The organism is Natroniella sp. ANB-PHB2, assembly GCF_046097105.1.
Taxonomy (GTDB): Bacteria; Bacillota; Halanaerobiia; order Halobacteroidales; family Halobacteroidaceae; genus Natroniella.
Map to the genome: position 1 here is coordinate 781,937 of NZ_CP175562.1, position 14,143 is coordinate 796,079.

The 14,143-nt window shown below is 32.8% G+C and carries 20 protein-coding genes and 1 tRNA gene; 12 read left to right on the forward strand and 9 right to left on the reverse strand.

All coding sequences use genetic code 11. The features are described 5' to 3' along the window. Nucleotides 1-194 precede the first annotated feature (194 nt). The 4 genes from ACKF5P_RS03900 (at nucleotide 195) to ACKF5P_RS03915 (ending at nucleotide 4,130) form a co-directional block, all read left to right on the forward strand. Nucleotides 195-2,018: a DUF342 domain-containing protein gene (locus ACKF5P_RS03900; RefSeq protein WP_408956181.1), complete on the forward strand. Its 1,824-nt coding sequence runs from the start codon at nucleotides 195-197 to the stop codon at nucleotides 2,016-2,018. Between the two features lie 50 nt (nucleotides 2,019-2,068). Beyond that, nucleotides 2,069-2,248, forward strand: coding sequence for a hypothetical protein (locus ACKF5P_RS03905; protein ID WP_408956182.1), 180 nt, complete (start codon nucleotides 2,069-2,071; stop codon nucleotides 2,246-2,248). Between the two features lie 103 nt (nucleotides 2,249-2,351). Beyond that, nucleotides 2,352-2,735 (forward strand): RidA family protein, encoded by a 384-nt coding sequence (locus ACKF5P_RS03910; RefSeq protein WP_408956183.1) that lies wholly within the window; start codon nucleotides 2,352-2,354, stop codon nucleotides 2,733-2,735. Nucleotides 2,736-2,963: 228 nt separating this feature from the next. Continuing rightward, nucleotides 2,964-4,130, forward strand: a complete 1,167-nt coding sequence (locus ACKF5P_RS03915; RefSeq protein ID WP_408956184.1) for an FprA family A-type flavoprotein — start codon at nucleotides 2,964-2,966, stop codon at nucleotides 4,128-4,130. A 168-nt stretch (nucleotides 4,131-4,298) separates the two neighbouring features. Here ACKF5P_RS03915 and ACKF5P_RS03920 read toward each other — a convergent pair whose 3' ends face one another. Both ACKF5P_RS03920 and ACKF5P_RS03925 read right to left on the reverse strand, forming a co-directional pair. Beyond that, nucleotides 4,299-4,871, reverse strand: a complete 573-nt coding sequence (locus tag ACKF5P_RS03920) for a 2'-5' RNA ligase family protein (protein ID WP_408956185.1) — start codon at nucleotides 4,869-4,871, stop codon at nucleotides 4,299-4,301. A gap of 63 nt (nucleotides 4,872-4,934) precedes the next feature. Continuing rightward, entirely contained in the window at nucleotides 4,935-5,837 is a 903-nt protein-coding gene (locus ACKF5P_RS03925) for a radical SAM protein (RefSeq protein ID WP_408956186.1), read from the reverse strand. Between the two features lie 251 nt (nucleotides 5,838-6,088). Between ACKF5P_RS03925 and ACKF5P_RS03930 the strand changes: the two genes are divergently transcribed. Then, nucleotides 6,089-6,165 (forward strand) — tRNA-Pro (locus ACKF5P_RS03930). 104 nt (nucleotides 6,166-6,269) lie between these two features. On the opposite strand, the gene xerC is transcribed toward ACKF5P_RS03930, so the two are convergent. The 7 genes from xerC to ACKF5P_RS03965 all read right to left on the reverse strand — a co-directional run bounded on the left by xerC (nucleotide 6,270) and on the right by ACKF5P_RS03965 (nucleotide 11,282). Then, entirely contained in the window at nucleotides 6,270-7,415 is a 1,146-nt protein-coding gene (gene xerC / locus ACKF5P_RS03935) for a tyrosine recombinase XerC (RefSeq protein ID WP_408956187.1), read from the reverse strand. A 67-nt stretch (nucleotides 7,416-7,482) separates the two neighbouring features. Continuing rightward, the gene (locus ACKF5P_RS03940) at nucleotides 7,483-8,061 is read right to left on the reverse strand and encodes a hypothetical protein (protein ID WP_408956188.1); all 579 of its coding nucleotides are present in this window, start codon (nucleotides 8,059-8,061) and stop codon (nucleotides 7,483-7,485) included. Between the two features lie 7 nt (nucleotides 8,062-8,068). After that, a complete protein-coding gene (locus ACKF5P_RS03945) occupies nucleotides 8,069-9,007 on the reverse strand; it encodes a DUF6731 family protein (protein ID WP_408956189.1) in 939 nt (312 codons plus the stop codon). A gap of 162 nt (nucleotides 9,008-9,169) precedes the next feature. Then, the gene (locus ACKF5P_RS03950) at nucleotides 9,170-9,328 is read right to left on the reverse strand and encodes a hypothetical protein (RefSeq protein ID WP_408956190.1); all 159 of its coding nucleotides are present in this window, start codon (nucleotides 9,326-9,328) and stop codon (nucleotides 9,170-9,172) included. 97 nt (nucleotides 9,329-9,425) lie between these two features. Further along, nucleotides 9,426-10,286: an HIRAN domain-containing protein gene (locus tag ACKF5P_RS03955; RefSeq protein WP_408956191.1), complete on the reverse strand. Its 861-nt coding sequence runs from the start codon at nucleotides 10,284-10,286 to the stop codon at nucleotides 9,426-9,428. A 64-nt stretch (nucleotides 10,287-10,350) separates the two neighbouring features. Next, on the reverse strand, nucleotides 10,351-10,851 hold the full coding sequence (locus ACKF5P_RS03960; protein ID WP_408956192.1) for an ImmA/IrrE family metallo-endopeptidase: 501 nt from the start codon (nucleotides 10,849-10,851) through the stop codon (nucleotides 10,351-10,353). A gap of 17 nt (nucleotides 10,852-10,868) precedes the next feature. Continuing rightward, the gene (locus tag ACKF5P_RS03965) at nucleotides 10,869-11,282 is read right to left on the reverse strand and encodes a helix-turn-helix domain-containing protein (RefSeq protein ID WP_408956193.1); all 414 of its coding nucleotides are present in this window, start codon (nucleotides 11,280-11,282) and stop codon (nucleotides 10,869-10,871) included. A 179-nt stretch (nucleotides 11,283-11,461) separates the two neighbouring features. Between ACKF5P_RS03965 and ACKF5P_RS03970 the strand changes: the two genes are divergently transcribed. The 7 genes from ACKF5P_RS03970 to ACKF5P_RS04000 all read left to right on the forward strand — a co-directional run bounded on the left by ACKF5P_RS03970 (nucleotide 11,462) and on the right by ACKF5P_RS04000 (nucleotide 14,143). Next, nucleotides 11,462-11,695 (forward strand): transcriptional regulator, encoded by a 234-nt coding sequence (locus tag ACKF5P_RS03970; RefSeq protein WP_408956194.1) that lies wholly within the window; start codon nucleotides 11,462-11,464, stop codon nucleotides 11,693-11,695. 118 nt (nucleotides 11,696-11,813) lie between these two features. Beyond that, a complete protein-coding gene (locus ACKF5P_RS03975) occupies nucleotides 11,814-12,632 on the forward strand; it encodes a phage antirepressor KilAC domain-containing protein (protein ID WP_408956195.1) in 819 nt (272 codons plus the stop codon). A 23-nt stretch (nucleotides 12,633-12,655) separates the two neighbouring features. Then, the gene (locus tag ACKF5P_RS03980; protein WP_408956196.1) at nucleotides 12,656-12,832 is read left to right on the forward strand and encodes a hypothetical protein; all 177 of its coding nucleotides are present in this window, start codon (nucleotides 12,656-12,658) and stop codon (nucleotides 12,830-12,832) included. 30 nt (nucleotides 12,833-12,862) lie between these two features. Next, entirely contained in the window at nucleotides 12,863-13,024 is a 162-nt protein-coding gene (locus ACKF5P_RS03985; RefSeq protein ID WP_408956197.1) for a hypothetical protein, read from the forward strand. A 28-nt stretch (nucleotides 13,025-13,052) separates the two neighbouring features. Beyond that, a complete protein-coding gene (locus tag ACKF5P_RS03990; RefSeq protein WP_408956198.1) occupies nucleotides 13,053-13,358 on the forward strand; it encodes a helix-turn-helix domain-containing protein in 306 nt (101 codons plus the stop codon). 109 nt (nucleotides 13,359-13,467) lie between these two features. Next, nucleotides 13,468-13,842, forward strand: a complete 375-nt coding sequence (locus ACKF5P_RS03995) for a hypothetical protein (RefSeq protein WP_408956199.1) — start codon at nucleotides 13,468-13,470, stop codon at nucleotides 13,840-13,842. Between the two features lies 1 nt (nucleotide 13,843). Beyond that, nucleotides 13,844-14,143 (forward strand): hypothetical protein, encoded by a 300-nt coding sequence (locus ACKF5P_RS04000; RefSeq protein ID WP_408956200.1) that lies wholly within the window; start codon nucleotides 13,844-13,846, stop codon nucleotides 14,141-14,143.

Consider the following 14,143-nt stretch of genomic DNA (forward strand, 5'->3'; position numbering starts at 1 on the left):
AAAAGGTCTCTAGTCTTGAATATAGACAAAGTAGATATGATAATTATTTTATCTGTTAAATTAGGAAATGAAGAAGTATAATTTATATTTGGCCACCTAACAGGTTATATGGATTCAATGGTGAAATTACCCTAAATTCTTGTAGTTTTTGATGGGGATTTAGGGCTTTTTATTTTAAAAAGGAGGTACCAAGAATGGCTGAAGAAGTTATAGAAATTATAGCTAAAAAAGAAGAAGAGGCTTTAGAGAAAGCTTATAGAGACTTTCAAGCTCAAATAGATAAAGAATTTGCTAAAGGTGATATTGAACTAGATTTGATCAAAGAAAAAAAAGGTTTTTTAGGTCTGTTTGGACGGAAAAAGGTATATCAAGCAACCTTAAAAATGGTTCAATTTGCTGGTCATAATGAGGAAGAAGTAGATTCAGAACCTGGAGAATTTAAAGTGAAGATTAAAGATGAGGGGATCTTTTTAGAGGTTAAACAACCAACAGGAGCAGGAGAAATGATTAAAATGGAGATGGTAGATCAAGTTTTGCAGGAAAAAGAGATAGAAGATATCAGTTATGAAAAAGTCAGTGAAGCTTTAATACTTGATGGTGAAGAGGTAAAGATAGCTCCTAGAAAACCTGAACTTGATCGTGATGCTAAGGTTGAAATAGAGCTTACTCCTGATTTAATGAAGGCGATTTTAAATTATTACCCTCCATTAGGTGGAGAGGTCTTATCTATTACAGACATATTACAAAAGTTAGAGGAGAAATCAGTAGTAGCTGGTATCCAAAAGGAGAAGTTAAGAGAGGTATTTGATCCTGAAGAGAGATTAGAAGATTTTGTGATAGCAGTTGGTAAAGGGCCAATTCCTGGAGAAGATGGTGTGATTGAATTTAAATTTAATCTTGATCAGAAAAAGAACAAAGTGGTTGAATTAAATGATGGAAGTGTAGATTTTTATAATTTAAATCGAATTATAAATGTTAAACAAGGAGAAGTTATAGCCAACAAAATTCCAGCTGTTGAAGGAGAGCCTGGTAGAAAGGTGACAGGAGAAAAGATCCCTCCTGCTCCAGTTGAAAAGGTAGAACTACCCCAAGGGGAAAATGTAGAAGTTAGCCAAGATGGATTAACTTTAACTGCTGAAATTGATGGTCAGGTTATCGAAAAAAATGGTACTATTAATATCTTAAAGGTTTATACAGTTGAAGGGGATGTTGATTTAACAACCGGAAATATTAATTTTAACGGAAATGTAGTAATTAACGGTAACGTAAGGGATAATATGGAGGTTAAAGCCGAAGGAAATATTCAAGTAAATGGTAGTGTTTATAGTGCTAAACTAGAAGCAGAGGGCCAAATTATTGTACAACAGGGCTTTATTGGTCGTAACAAAGGTCTTCTGAAAGCAGAAGGGGATATTCTTGTTGAGTTTATTGAAAATGGAATTATTGAAGGTGGAGGGAATTTAGCGGTTAAGAATGCAATTATGCACAGTCAGATAGATGTAGAAGAGAAAATAGTTGTTATAGAGAAAAAAGGGTTAATTGTAGGGGGCGAAGTTAGGGCGGCCCAGGAAATAAAAGCAAATATTATTGGTTCAGATTTGGATACTTCAACTAAAATTCGTGTAGGAGTTAATCCTGAATTAAGGGATGAATTTAAGAATAAAGAGCAATTATACTTTGAAAAAAAAGAGAAGTTAGATGAAGTTATTAAATCAATTTCTGTATTAAAGAAAAAAAAGAGGTCTTCTAAACTATCTGAAGAAAAAGAAAAGTTATTTAAGCAATTGACAAGAGCAAAATATACAGTTGCAACTGATTTTGAAGAGTTATCAGCTGAAAGAGAAGAGCTTTCAAAGAGGTTAGATCAGGAAAAAGAGGGAGTAATAAAGGTAACAAATACTATTTATCCAGGCGTAGTAATTACGCTTGGTACGAGTACTTTGCGGGTAAATAAAGCTAAGAGCAATATTAAATATTATCTTGATGATGGGGAAATCAAAACAACTAACCTGGTTTAATTTAGTAATTGATAGGTTGTAAAGAAATCAGAATAAAGGGGGTGAATTAGTTGGAAAATATTATTTCAATTTATTTATTCGGAGTTATTTTTAATTTACTAACTTTTTTATTCTATTTAATTAGAGGTTTTAATGATTTGCAAGTTAATATTCTACCAGCAATCAGTTTTATTCTAGCTAGTTGGCTTATTTATCCAGTTTTATTGTGGCAAGGAAAAGGAGGGTATTGAATTGAGTTTGAATTAAAAAATAGTTTATAGTGTAAAATAGTAATTGAAGTTTATAATTATTTTAAAAGAGATAGAATAGAAGATTAAATAAGGAGGGATGTCAATGCCAAAAAAGAGCATTAATACTAAGCAAGCACCTGCTGCTTTGGGACCTTATGCTCAGGCAACTGAATTAAATGGAACACTGTTTGTTTCAGGTCAGATACCAATTGATCCAAAGACAGAGAAGTTAGTTACTGGAGATATTCAATTGCAGACTGAACAGGTTTTAGAAAATTTAAAGGCTGTTTTAACAAAAGCAGGATATGGATTTCAAGATGTAATGAAAGCTGAAGTCTTTATTGATAATATGAACGAATTTGCTGAGATGAATCAGGTCTATGCGGATTATTTTACCAGTAATCCACCTGCTAGAGCTTGTGTTGAAGTAGCCAGATTACCTAAAGATGTTAAAGTAGAGATATCATTGGTTGCAATGAAGAAGTGAGCTTATAAAAATAGCTGCTTGTTTAATTTTATATAACTTAAGAGGTAGTCTAAGAGACTACCTTTTTATTATGGTTGGCAATTGTTTTGTACATATAAAAAGTATTAGTTTATACCTATAAATGAGCAGGAGTTTTATTTTTGAACCAGAATAAAAGAAATTAGGAAGAAGATATCACGGTTAGATAAGGTTGATTTTGGAATTGAATATTTATAGGAGGAGATAAATATGAAAGCAATAGAATTAGCAGAGAATATTTATTGGGTTGGAGGAGTTGACTGGAATTTAAGAAATTTTCATGGGTATTCTACCCAACGGGGTTCGACCTATAATGCATATTTAATTATTGATGAGAAAGTGACCTTGATTGATACAGTTAAGGACTATATGTATGATGAAATGATCGAGCGAATTTCAAGTGTTATTGATCCAACAGAGATTGATTATGTTATTTCAAACCATGTAGAGATGGATCATTCTGGAGGATTACCTAAATTAATGGAGTTAGTACCTGATGCTACAGTATTTACTTCCCCTAAAGGAAAGGCTGGGTTGAAAGCTCATTATAAAAAAGATTGGAATTTCAGTGTTGTCAAAGGTAATCAGAGTTTAGAGTTGGGTCAACGGAGTTTGGAATTTGTTTTGACGCCGATGGTACATTGGCCAGATAATATGGTGGCTTATCTGCCTGAAGAGAAAATTTTATTCTCTAATGATGCTTTCGGTCAGCATATTGCTTCTTCAGAGCGGTTTGATGATCAGTTGCCTTATGACATTATTATGGAAGAAGCAGGTAAATATTATGCCAATATAGTATTACCATATAGCAGCCAGGTAGAACGAATATTACCGGTAGTTGAGAAGTTAGATTTGGAAGTGATTGCTCCTTCTCATGGAGTTATTTGGCGAAGTCATCTTCCTGAAATTTTGAAAGAGTATCAAAAATGGGCTAACAATCAAACTGAAGAAAAAGCTGTGATAGTTTATGATACAATGTGGGATTCAACTAAAAAAATTGCTCAGTCTTTAGAAGGAGCTTTTGCAACGCAAGGAGTTAGTACAAGAATGATGAGTTTAGATGTTAATCATATTTCGGATATTATGACTGAGGTATTGACTGCTAAATATATCTGTGTCGGCTCACCTACATTGAATAATAATATATTACCTAGTGTAGCGGCATTTTTAACTTATTTAAAAGGGTTGGCCCCTAAGAATCGTTATGGCCTTGCTTTTGGTTCTTATGGCTGGAGTGGTCAAAGTATCGATCAAGTAGAATCGGTTTTAGAAGAGATCGGTTTTGAATTATTAGAACAGATTAAGTATCAATATATTCCGGAAGGTAAAGAGTTGGAAGCGGAAGTAGCTGAGAAGCTGGATGAAAGCAATGAATAGTGAATAGTTAAAATCAAAACCTTTAAAGATATTAGATAGATAATATTCAATAGTGATGGGATTATGGTTCAAGTTATTGGGCTACAGGTTAAAACCTGTAGCTTTGATTTTATGGTTTTGAACTTACTGACCACTGATTCCTGGTAACTATTGATATAAAGTGAAACTTTATATCAAATCAAAGGAAGCAACTACCTTTTCATCTGGATTTAAAGTGGGTCGCCAGATCTCTATCTTATCAGCTGTAGTTGATATTTTTTTTGGTAAGCCATCTAAAGAGCGGCATAGATCAACAAACTCATCTTCAGATAATTGCTGTTGAATAAAATTAGTACTAGCAACTGTCATATGAAATTCCCAATCATTATAATTTTCGATTGTCGAAATATTCTTTTTTTCTAGTTCATAGTGAAGGCTATTAGCTAAATTTAATAATGAATTTGTAGTATTTAGCTTAAGTGTCAAAAATTTATTATTTAAATTATAACACTTAAAGCTATCAATTAAGATTCTTATGGGCTTATCTATAGAGCAGATAGATGCTAGGATCTGTTTGGCCTGTTCACTAGCTTCTTTAGTAATTCGATTAAGTGTAATATGTAGTTCAGGGTAAAATTGATCTTGATAAAGATCAAAGTGATTAGCAATAGCTTGCTGGATATTTAAGACTGGGGTTAAATGTTTTTTATTTGGTACTAGCACAATAAATAATTCTTCACTTAAAGCTGCTGGTTTAATCATCAAATCCCTCCAAAATGTCAATGTAGTCATATCTTACCATATAATTAATTTGACATCAACTATTCACCCTTCAATTCGTTGTAACCCTGCTTTCTTAGCTAAATGAAGAGTTTGTTGATATTCTCGTTCTGTAATCCGACGATTTAAGTGTTTATCTTCACCAGCTTGATAAGCTGGATAATATTGCTCCATAATATTGATGTAAGTGTCAGGTGATAACTCGTAGCTGATAAATTCCATAATTTCTTGACTTCCTGCTAAATTATCTGGAAGTACTAAGTGACGAATCAATAGACCTTGATAGGCAATATCTAATTCAGTCTTCAACTCTCCTACTTGGCGGTACATTTCTTTGACTGCTTTTTTAACTACTGATAAATACTTTGGAACCTCTGAATACTTTAGGCCAATTTCTTCATCAGCATATTTGATATCAGGCATATAGATATCAATTACTCCATCTAATAAATTAAGGCCGGTTAAATTATCGTAACCTCCCGAATTATAAACCAAAGGAATTTCTAAACCTAATTTACAAGCCTCTAAAGTTGCAGCTAATAGAGTATGGATCATATGACTTGGAGTGACAAAGTTGATATTATGACAGCCTTGTCGCTGTAAAGAGATCATAATTTCTGCTAACTCTCTGGTATTTATCAGCTCACCTTGTTGTTGATGGCTCGTATCATAATTTTGACAGTAGATACATCGTAGATTACAGCTACTAAAGAAGATAGTACCTGAACCGCGTTGACCGACTAGAGGAGGTTCTTCTCCGAAGTGCGGGCCAAAGCTTGCCACTTTAATCTCTTTTCCTGTTTTGCAATAGCCGAGTTCATCTTGAGTACGGTCAACTTGGCAGTGGTGAGGACAGAGTTTACAATTCTTTAGGATCTGATATGCTTTTTTGGCCCTGTTAGCTAACTTTCCAGAGCGATAAAGTTCTAAATAACTAGGTTGTACCATTTTAATCTACTCCTTATAATAGCAATTTATAGTTTATAATTGATAATTAACATTTTAAAAGTAAAAAGATTATAAATTTAATTTACCAAGATTGAATTTAAGTTAACGAAGATAATATTAAATTATTAATTATTATATCACATAATTAAAGATCATATTAAGGTTAGCTAAGAAGGAGAGTGATATAAGCTAGATTTGACAAATTAAGTAAGTTGTAATATAATTATTGGCAATTGATTTAAAAATCTTGGCGGGCTGTAGCGCAGTTTGGTAGCGCACTGTGCTGGGGGCGCAGGGGTCGCTGGTTCAAATCCAGTCAGCCCGACCAACTATAAACGTTGATATATCAACGTTTATAACCTGTTAACTAAAACAGGTCTTTTTTGTTTTTGGGGCAGATTGCCGACAAATTGCCGACAACGAATTAAAAAGTTATTGTTTCAAGCTGTTTTTTAATTTTTGAACAGCTTCTTTTTGCATGGAAGGAATAATATGAGAGTATGTATCAAGAGTTTGGGTAATAGAGGCGTGCCCTAACCTTTCCTGGACTATTTTAGGGTGGATTCCAGCTTTAAGCATTAAGGTTGCATGAGTATGTCTAAGATCATGTAATCTAAATTTTTCTAGATTAACTTTTTTTGCTACTTTATTAAATGAACGTGTAGCATAACGAGGATTAAAGGGGGTTCCATCTTCTCTACAAAAGACTAAGTTGTATTCGTTATTGTATTCAGGGCCAAATTTCAATCTGTTTTCTTTTTGCTCCTTATTTCTTCTTTTTAATATCTTGATTACATCCTCATCTACATCTATAGGGCGAATACTTGAATCAGTCTTAGGTTTTCTGAAAACCAAACCTTTATTGGCAGGGCGAGTAACAGATTGCTTAACTTGGAGTTTTTGGTTTTCAAAGTCAATATCTTTCCATCTTAAAGCCAAAAGCTCACCTCGTCTCATTCCAGTAAAGGCAGCTATATAAATAAAATCATAGATCCATCCTTCAGCAACTTCTAATAATTTATAGAGTTGTTTTTTAGTTAGTGCTTCTATCTCTGATTTTTCTCCCTTAGGAGGAGAGATTTTATCCGCAGGGTTATTCTCTAACATCTCCCATTTGACTGCATGGTTTAAAGCTGTATTTAACGTAGTGTAATGCCTTTTTACTGTCTTTTTGGATAAACCACCTTTCTTACCATCTTTTCTGCCATCTTTGAGCTTATGAGACAAATATCTTTTTATATGCATAGCTTTCAAATTAGCTATTTTTATACTTCCTAAAATAGGAATGACATGAGTTTTGACTATGATCTCATAAGTTTCTAATGTAGAAGGGGCCAAGTTATGTTCGCAGTAATCTTCTAACCACTGTAACAAAAATTCTTCAAGTGTTAAATTAGATGGTTCTACATAAGTTCCATACTCTAACTTATATTCAATCTCTCTCATTCTTTTTTTAGCTTCAGTTTTAGTTCCAGTAACGTTTTCATAAATTCTTTTTCGCTTACCTGTTATTGGATCGGTGCCAGCACTGATTGTTATCTCCCAAGAATTTTCTCCTCTTTTTCTGATATGACCCATGATAAATCCTCCTTATAATAGATATAAAAACAAATCCCCGTTAACGGGGATTTAGACTATAACTTTTTTAATCTTGAGAATTATTTTTTAAACTATTATTCAATTCTTTTAATTCTTCATTTGATATTGGTTCGCTCAAAGGGCGTTTTTCAGTAGCAGAGTGACTTTTAAAAACAATTTGCATCATAACATTAACAATTCGGTAAGAAGTTAAAGAAAAGTAAAGAACTAACCAAGTCCATAAAACAGATATTAATTCAAGAAATAATAAATCATCAAATATAGTAAAAGACTTAAATTCATCTCTAAGATAAAAAATATTAGAAAATATTATCACTAAAATACCACTATGTAATGTTTTGTTAAAATAATCATACAAATCATTTTTTAATTCAGAAGCAAATAATTTTTGAATTAATTCAGTATCTCTTAATGTGAATAAGATAGAAATCAGAACACCTAAAAAACCAACTGTTACGGAACTTAAAGTTATAATTCCATCTAGCAGGTTATCAAATTTTTTATATTCTGCAAAGTTTAAAAAACGAAAATGAACAAGTATAAATGTTATTAAAAAACTTATTATAGCAGGGTATAATTTTTCGATGTTTATGCTAGAAAGTTTACTTTTTAAAAAGTAAAGCATATTATCACTACCTTTGCATATTTTCTAAAATTTCATCAACTCTATTTTCATACTTATTATACATAAAAACCGATAATTCTTTGAAATCTATACTTTCTTTTCTTTCTAGCTTCATAGGGATTATGTCATGTATTTTTTCTTCAAATAAATCCAGATGCTCAACATTAGTATCTTCTGATTCTTTCATTCCTACAACAGTTTTCTTCACTACATCCTCATTAGCTTCTGCTACAGCTAGGGTGTTATGGATATGGTTTTTATTTAATCCCCTTTTAAAATTATGCCCCATAGTTAAATTAATTTCTACATTAACTGCTTCAAATCCTCCGAAATTTTTAACCATTTTACCTAAAATATTATTCCCATTTTGGTATTCGGTATTAGAGAAATCTGTTAATCTAAGAGTGAGGCTTCTGTATGTTTGAGCTTTTTTTATTTTCTCAAAGATCTCTTTGTAAAATATGGGGGTTAAGTGAATCGTTTCTTTATCCTTCTTTCCCCATAACTCATTAAGATAATTCGAAATTCCAGTAGGGGTTAAACTATGTGCGTTTCTTTGTACCATTAATATGTTGTATTCTGGGTCATAAAGAGCAGTAACGTGTTCACCTATTGATTCATCTTTTTCTAAAACTAGTGGTTGTGCAATTTCTTCTTCTTTTACTTTACTAGGTAGGTTCTTTTCTCTCATTTTAACAAAGTTCAGGACATAAATTTTTTTGTCAATACCTTCACTTATATTATTCAAAAGATCTATTTTATCTATCCTAACAAACTCATCATAATGATTACGTTTAACTTTTTTAAAAGAATTTTTTAATTTTTTATTTGCTTTAGCAATCCATTTTCTAAGATCAAATAAACCATCACGTGTAGATTCACTCCAATTTCTTTTTCTAAAGTTAACTCTATAATATTCACATTTTATTTCTTTGCGATATGCCATTTTAATCCTCCTTGAATTATTAAAATTTAATATTTTAATTACGACCAACTATTTTTGATAATAAATCTCCATTATTTACAATTTTTTCACTGGTAAGTAAAAATAAAACGCTACCTTAGTAGCTGATGTATCATATTAATGTAATTTTAAAGAAGGGAAGAGTTAATATTTAAACCCTTCCTTAGTTTCAATCTCTTTTATCAACTTAACTATATCTTTAATCGCTTCAGGGGGTAGGTTAAACTCTGATGAGCTTTCACTATGCTCATAGTCGCCATGAGCAATAAAAGATGATCCAGAACCTATATAGCTCTGGATCATCTTTTATTGCATTCTCGATTTCATTTGAGTTTAAATTGAAAGGGGTTCTCTTTAATCCGTCGGGCAACCCTTCATTATTGTTCAATTTGAGTCCTCCTTATTTATATTTGTTTTTTAATCTTTGGAAATCTCCAGATTTAAACCGTTCTCTCAATTTCTTTATATATTCATCTTCTTTAATATCTAAAAACCTGTTTAAAGTTTCAATAGCTTTTTGGTCTCTGTTAGTATGATAATACATTTTGGACAGTTGTTCATAAAACCTTGAGTCAGGATCATAACCTTTGCGTTGGTCAGCGAACTCATCAGTTTCAATAGCTTTCAAGTATTTTTCCTCTGCCTTTTCAACTTCACCATTTTTTCTTAATTCTTCTGCTTTTTTATACATTTGGGTAGGCAAATAATCATTATTTAAATTATGATTGGCGGTAGGCTTTTCAACTACTATATTGCAACCAAGTGTTTTGTCGCCTCCTCCTGTTATATTTTTAATTTTGGCTTTTAGTTCTGAGCCTCCATTGAGATATGGAGCTATCTTTTGAGCAATATTTTTAGTTGCCCAACCTAGTTGTTCTCCAGTTGATCTCATTATCTTAACAGCATGAAGATCATATGGACTAGAGTGATGTTCTAGTTTTAGAGACTCTCCCTCTGAACATTTTTTAAGGATTTCCTGTCTGTTTGTGCCATCTTCATTTTCATAAGTAACTCCAGTAACTTTAGTGTTATATTCATTTTTTAAAGGTTCGCCGTTATAACTTGTTTCAACTGCAACATTAACTTTTGGTTTTTGTGTTTTTTTCTGTTCCTTTTGGGTTTCTTTATCTTCTTCTCCTATATATATTAAGATGCTTGAAATAATAAATAATACAAAAGCTGTTCCAAGCCCAAAGATAAAAATTGATACTAAGGCAACTAAGAATAAAAGTCCACCTATTGAAAATAGTACATTTTTCATTGTAGTCCTCCTTTTCATAATTCGACAAAATCCAACAAGATGAAACAAAGTAATATTAATCCAATTAGAGGGTAAATTTTTTTGCCTTTTTTAAAGGCAGTCTTTTTACATTCAATTTTGTTTCTAAAGCTTGTCCTGTTACTTTGAAAAACCTTGCTAATTCCCTTAAGCTTAAATCATAGTTGTAAATCTTTCTTTTTAAGGTTGTAGTAGGTATAAGCAACTCACTTGCAAATATATCAGCTTGTCTATCCTGTTCAGACTTCATTCTTGGTTCACCATTGATTTTAGAGATAAAAACATCACCTTTATGGGCCAAGAGGTGATGGGCCAACTCATGTGCTACATTAAACCTCTTTTGGCCTAGGCTTTGTCGTGAGTTAACGCATAACAACTTATGAGGGCCGCTCTTTATTAACATTGCACTTTTCTTTTGCATAGGTCTCTGGATCAACGTTATCCCTTCTTTATTGACTATGTAATCTAAATTGACAGGAGGGGATAACTCATTGAAATCAAGGTATTTTCTTGCATCTCTTTCTATTATTTTGTATTTGTCGTACAATTTCAACCCCTCCTAATTTATGGCTCTAGTTTTTCACCTTCTAATTTTCCTTCTTTAAGGAATTTGAAATAACGGATCACATCTGCTAAGTCTTTATCTGTTGCACCTCTTGCTTCTCTAAGAAAAGTTTGGACTTCTCCTTTGGCCATCAAATCAATAATAAACTCCTGTTCTTCTTTTTCTAGAAACTTCTTAACTCCTGGTGGTATCTCTAAGTCTGGGTTTCTTATATTTGTTCTACCAAGAAGGTAGTCAGTTGATACATTAAAGTATTCGGCTAACTTATTTATAACGTATGGCTTGGGATCTGTTTTATCATTTTTATACCTGGATAGGTTAGATTTATCTATTCCAGTATCTTTTTCAATATCAGAAAGCTTTTTTCCTGACTCTTGTATCAATTTAGTTAATCTTTCAGAGAAATCACACATGTAATAGTCACCTCCTGTCTACTATAATGTTACTTATGTTAATATTATATTATTTCTGTTGCAAAATTACAATTAAATTGTATAACTGCAAATTAATTTGATTTTTCTCTTGACATATTGCAGAAATACATTTATAATGTTAAGTAGTTAGAGTGAAAAATGAAAAAGGAGGGAGCAGAATGAGCAAGGAACAATATAACACCTTAAAATATTTAATGCAAATCAATGGACTTTCAAGAAAGGACATAGCTGAAATAGGCGGCATTAAAGATGTTTCCACAGTTAGCAGGAAAATTAAAGATGGTGATTTTTGGTTGCAAGAAGCAAAACCAATTGCTGACCATTTTGGTATGAGTGTAGATGAATTATTTTTTTCTGAACCAGTTGTAAAACTGCAACAAAAAGCAAGATAATTTAAATATATTGTCATAATGCAATATTTTTTTAATCTCCTGTTGCAGTTATGCAATAAAAATTAAGAACAAACAACTTAAGTTGTTTTAGTGCAAAAAACAGAAAGGGTGATTGTTAATGTCAAACTTATCATTGGTTAAGTCAGAAGATTTTAAAGGAGTAAGATGTGATTTTCATAAGAGCAACAATGATATTTGGATGACTAGAAGACAAATTGGAGAAGCGTTAGATTATGCTCAACCAAATAATGCTGTTAAGAAGATTCATTCAAGACACCAAGAGAGATTTGAAGATAAGTCAAGGGTGGCCCAGATTGACACCCCCTCTGGAGGAAAGCAAAACACTACTATTTATAACCGTAAAGGTATGATGGAAATTTGCAGACACTCTGGGCAATCTAAAGCAGATGATTTTATTGATTGGGTTTGGGAAGTTATAGATGAGATTATGAGAACTGGCAGTTATTCAGTCGAAGATGATTTTGAAGTTCCTCGGACACTCCCAGAAGCACTAAGAGCTTATGCAGATGAATTTGAGAAAAGAGAGAGATTAGAAGTTGAGAACCAAAAGAAAGAACAGATCATCGGCGAGTTAAAGCCAAAAGCAGACTACACAGATAAAATCCTTAAAAATAAAAGTTTAGTGACTATCACTCAAATAGCAAAAGATTATGGTATGAGTGGACAAGCAATGAATAAGCTGCTGCATGAATTAGGAGTTCAATACAAAATTAACAACCAATGGTTACTGTATGCTACGCACCAAGGAAAAGGTTATACACACTCTGAGACATTTCAATTCGAGAGAAGCAGCGGCCAAAAGGATACTAAGATGTACACTAAATGGACTCAAAAAGGTAGATTGTTTCTATATGACCTGCTAAAAGACAATGGTTACTTACCAACTATTGAAAAAGAATTTAGCCAAGCAAATTAAGGAGCTGAAAGGAGGGTGTTAACTTGGAACCGCAGATAATTCCCGATACTGAAAAGACAGCAGAATTATCATATGAATTTTATAATGCTCTAGTAAAGAAAGGGATGGACAGAGAAGTAGCTGCAAGTTTGACCAATGGTTATACTCGATCTATTCTCGATCTTTTAATGGGGATCAGATTAAGGCAGATGTCTGGTTGATGATGTTGATTAATGAGAGGAGGTGAGAGGGTGAGTAAAGAGATAGAAAGACTAGAGAAGAGGGTTAAGAAGTTAGAAAAGAAAATAGCTGAACTGGAGAGTGAGGCTCCAGAACAGCCTAGTGTAACTGCAGAAAAAATAAGAAGTGAACTTAGTAATGTGTTAGCTAGAGAAGGAAGAAAATACATTTAAGGTAGATAGCCTGAAAGGAGGGCCAACGATGTCAGGTTTACTAGAATCATTGACTGAGGATATTGTTTCTCAACTGGAGACAATGAATGAAAGGTTAGAAAGATTAGAGCAGAAACCTGAGTACTGTAATGACATTAAGATGTATAATGTCGAGGAAGTCGCGGAAAAGACTTCTTTAAGCGAAACTAAAATTTATGATCTAATTCGCCAAGGGAAGTTTCCTTGTGTTGTTGCGGGGAGGAGGAAGTTGATCCCCCGCAAGGATCTAGTTCGCTGGATTGATGAAAACAATGTGATGAATCAGGAGCAGAAAGAAATTGCAATATTAGGTTGAAAGGAAGTTGTTGGCAAAAAGAAAAAGCACTCCCGCTAGGAACGAGAGTGCTATCGACATTTAAACTAATTTGTACGTTTATCATATCACCAATAGGGAGGAATTACAAATGACTCACTTGGAAGCAACGGAGATTAGATTGCAAGACATTAAAAAACAGGTTGAGGGCAAGCTTGGGGAGTTAGTCAGCTATGATCATGTAAGCATTGGACAAGAAGAGACTGTAATCCGCCAAATTAAAATTACTAAACATGAGATAGTTAATAGATTGAGAAAAATAGATGAATACAAGATAGTTCAGCACCTTAAGAATGACTTATATGTTACTGATGATCAACAAGATACAATGCAAGGATTGATAGCTTTAGTATTAGCTGATAGGTGCAAAAGCTTCATTGAGGTCGAGAATGGTATTAGAAAGTATTTCTTAAGTATTGATATTGGCGGTTATCGGAGCAAATGGGAAGTAAAGGAGGTTAGATAAGATGGCAAGGTATATTGAGTTAACTGATACTAAACATTCTAGTGATAGGATAAAGTCTGGCTTCCTTACCAGAGAATCTGTTGCGGAAGTGATTGATATTTTGCAGTATGACCCGAACATGAAAAGCTCTATTTCAACTAGTGATATATATTGTGTCGAAAGAATTAATCTCGATAACATCGTTGTGATTATTTTGAAGTTTGGTGTAGAAGACAATATTGAATGTGGAGTTAAGAGATCAAGTCCAGAGTATTACCGATTAAATAAAGTCAGAGATCAAGCAAAGGAAGAAGTGGTTTAA

Excerpts from the sequence above, each read along its gene's own strand:
- ACKF5P_RS03900 (WP_408956181.1), top strand. The coding sequence starts at position 195 with ATGGCTGAAGAAGTTATAGAAATTATAGCTAAAAAAGAAGAAGAGGCT.
- ACKF5P_RS03910 (WP_408956183.1), top strand. The coding sequence starts at position 2,352 with ATGCCAAAAAAGAGCATTAATACTAAGCAAGCACCTGCTGCTTTGGGA.
- ACKF5P_RS03915 (WP_408956184.1), top strand. The coding sequence starts at position 2,964 with ATGAAAGCAATAGAATTAGCAGAGAATATTTATTGGGTTGGAGGAGTT.
- ACKF5P_RS03920 (WP_408956185.1), bottom strand. The coding sequence starts at position 4,871 with ATGATTAAACCAGCAGCTTTAAGTGAAGAATTATTTATTGTGCTAGTA.
- ACKF5P_RS03925 (WP_408956186.1), bottom strand. The coding sequence starts at position 5,837 with ATGGTACAACCTAGTTATTTAGAACTTTATCGCTCTGGAAAGTTAGCT.
- xerC (WP_408956187.1), bottom strand. The coding sequence starts at position 7,415 with ATGGGTCATATCAGAAAAAGAGGAGAAAATTCTTGGGAGATAACAATC.
- ACKF5P_RS03940 (WP_408956188.1), bottom strand. The coding sequence starts at position 8,061 with ATGCTTTACTTTTTAAAAAGTAAACTTTCTAGCATAAACATCGAAAAA.
- ACKF5P_RS03945 (WP_408956189.1), bottom strand. The coding sequence starts at position 9,007 with ATGGCATATCGCAAAGAAATAAAATGTGAATATTATAGAGTTAACTTT.
- ACKF5P_RS03950 (WP_408956190.1), bottom strand. The coding sequence starts at position 9,328 with ATGATCCAGAGCTATATAGGTTCTGGATCATCTTTTATTGCTCATGGC.
- ACKF5P_RS03955 (WP_408956191.1), bottom strand. The coding sequence starts at position 10,286 with ATGAAAAATGTACTATTTTCAATAGGTGGACTTTTATTCTTAGTTGCC.
- ACKF5P_RS03965 (WP_408956193.1), bottom strand. The coding sequence starts at position 11,282 with ATGTGTGATTTCTCTGAAAGATTAACTAAATTGATACAAGAGTCAGGA.
- ACKF5P_RS03970 (WP_408956194.1), top strand. The coding sequence starts at position 11,462 with ATGAGCAAGGAACAATATAACACCTTAAAATATTTAATGCAAATCAAT.
- ACKF5P_RS03975 (WP_408956195.1), top strand. The coding sequence starts at position 11,814 with ATGTCAAACTTATCATTGGTTAAGTCAGAAGATTTTAAAGGAGTAAGA.
- ACKF5P_RS03990 (WP_408956198.1), top strand. The coding sequence starts at position 13,053 with ATGTCAGGTTTACTAGAATCATTGACTGAGGATATTGTTTCTCAACTG.
- ACKF5P_RS03995 (WP_408956199.1), top strand. The coding sequence starts at position 13,468 with ATGACTCACTTGGAAGCAACGGAGATTAGATTGCAAGACATTAAAAAA.
- ACKF5P_RS04000 (WP_408956200.1), top strand. The coding sequence starts at position 13,844 with ATGGCAAGGTATATTGAGTTAACTGATACTAAACATTCTAGTGATAGG.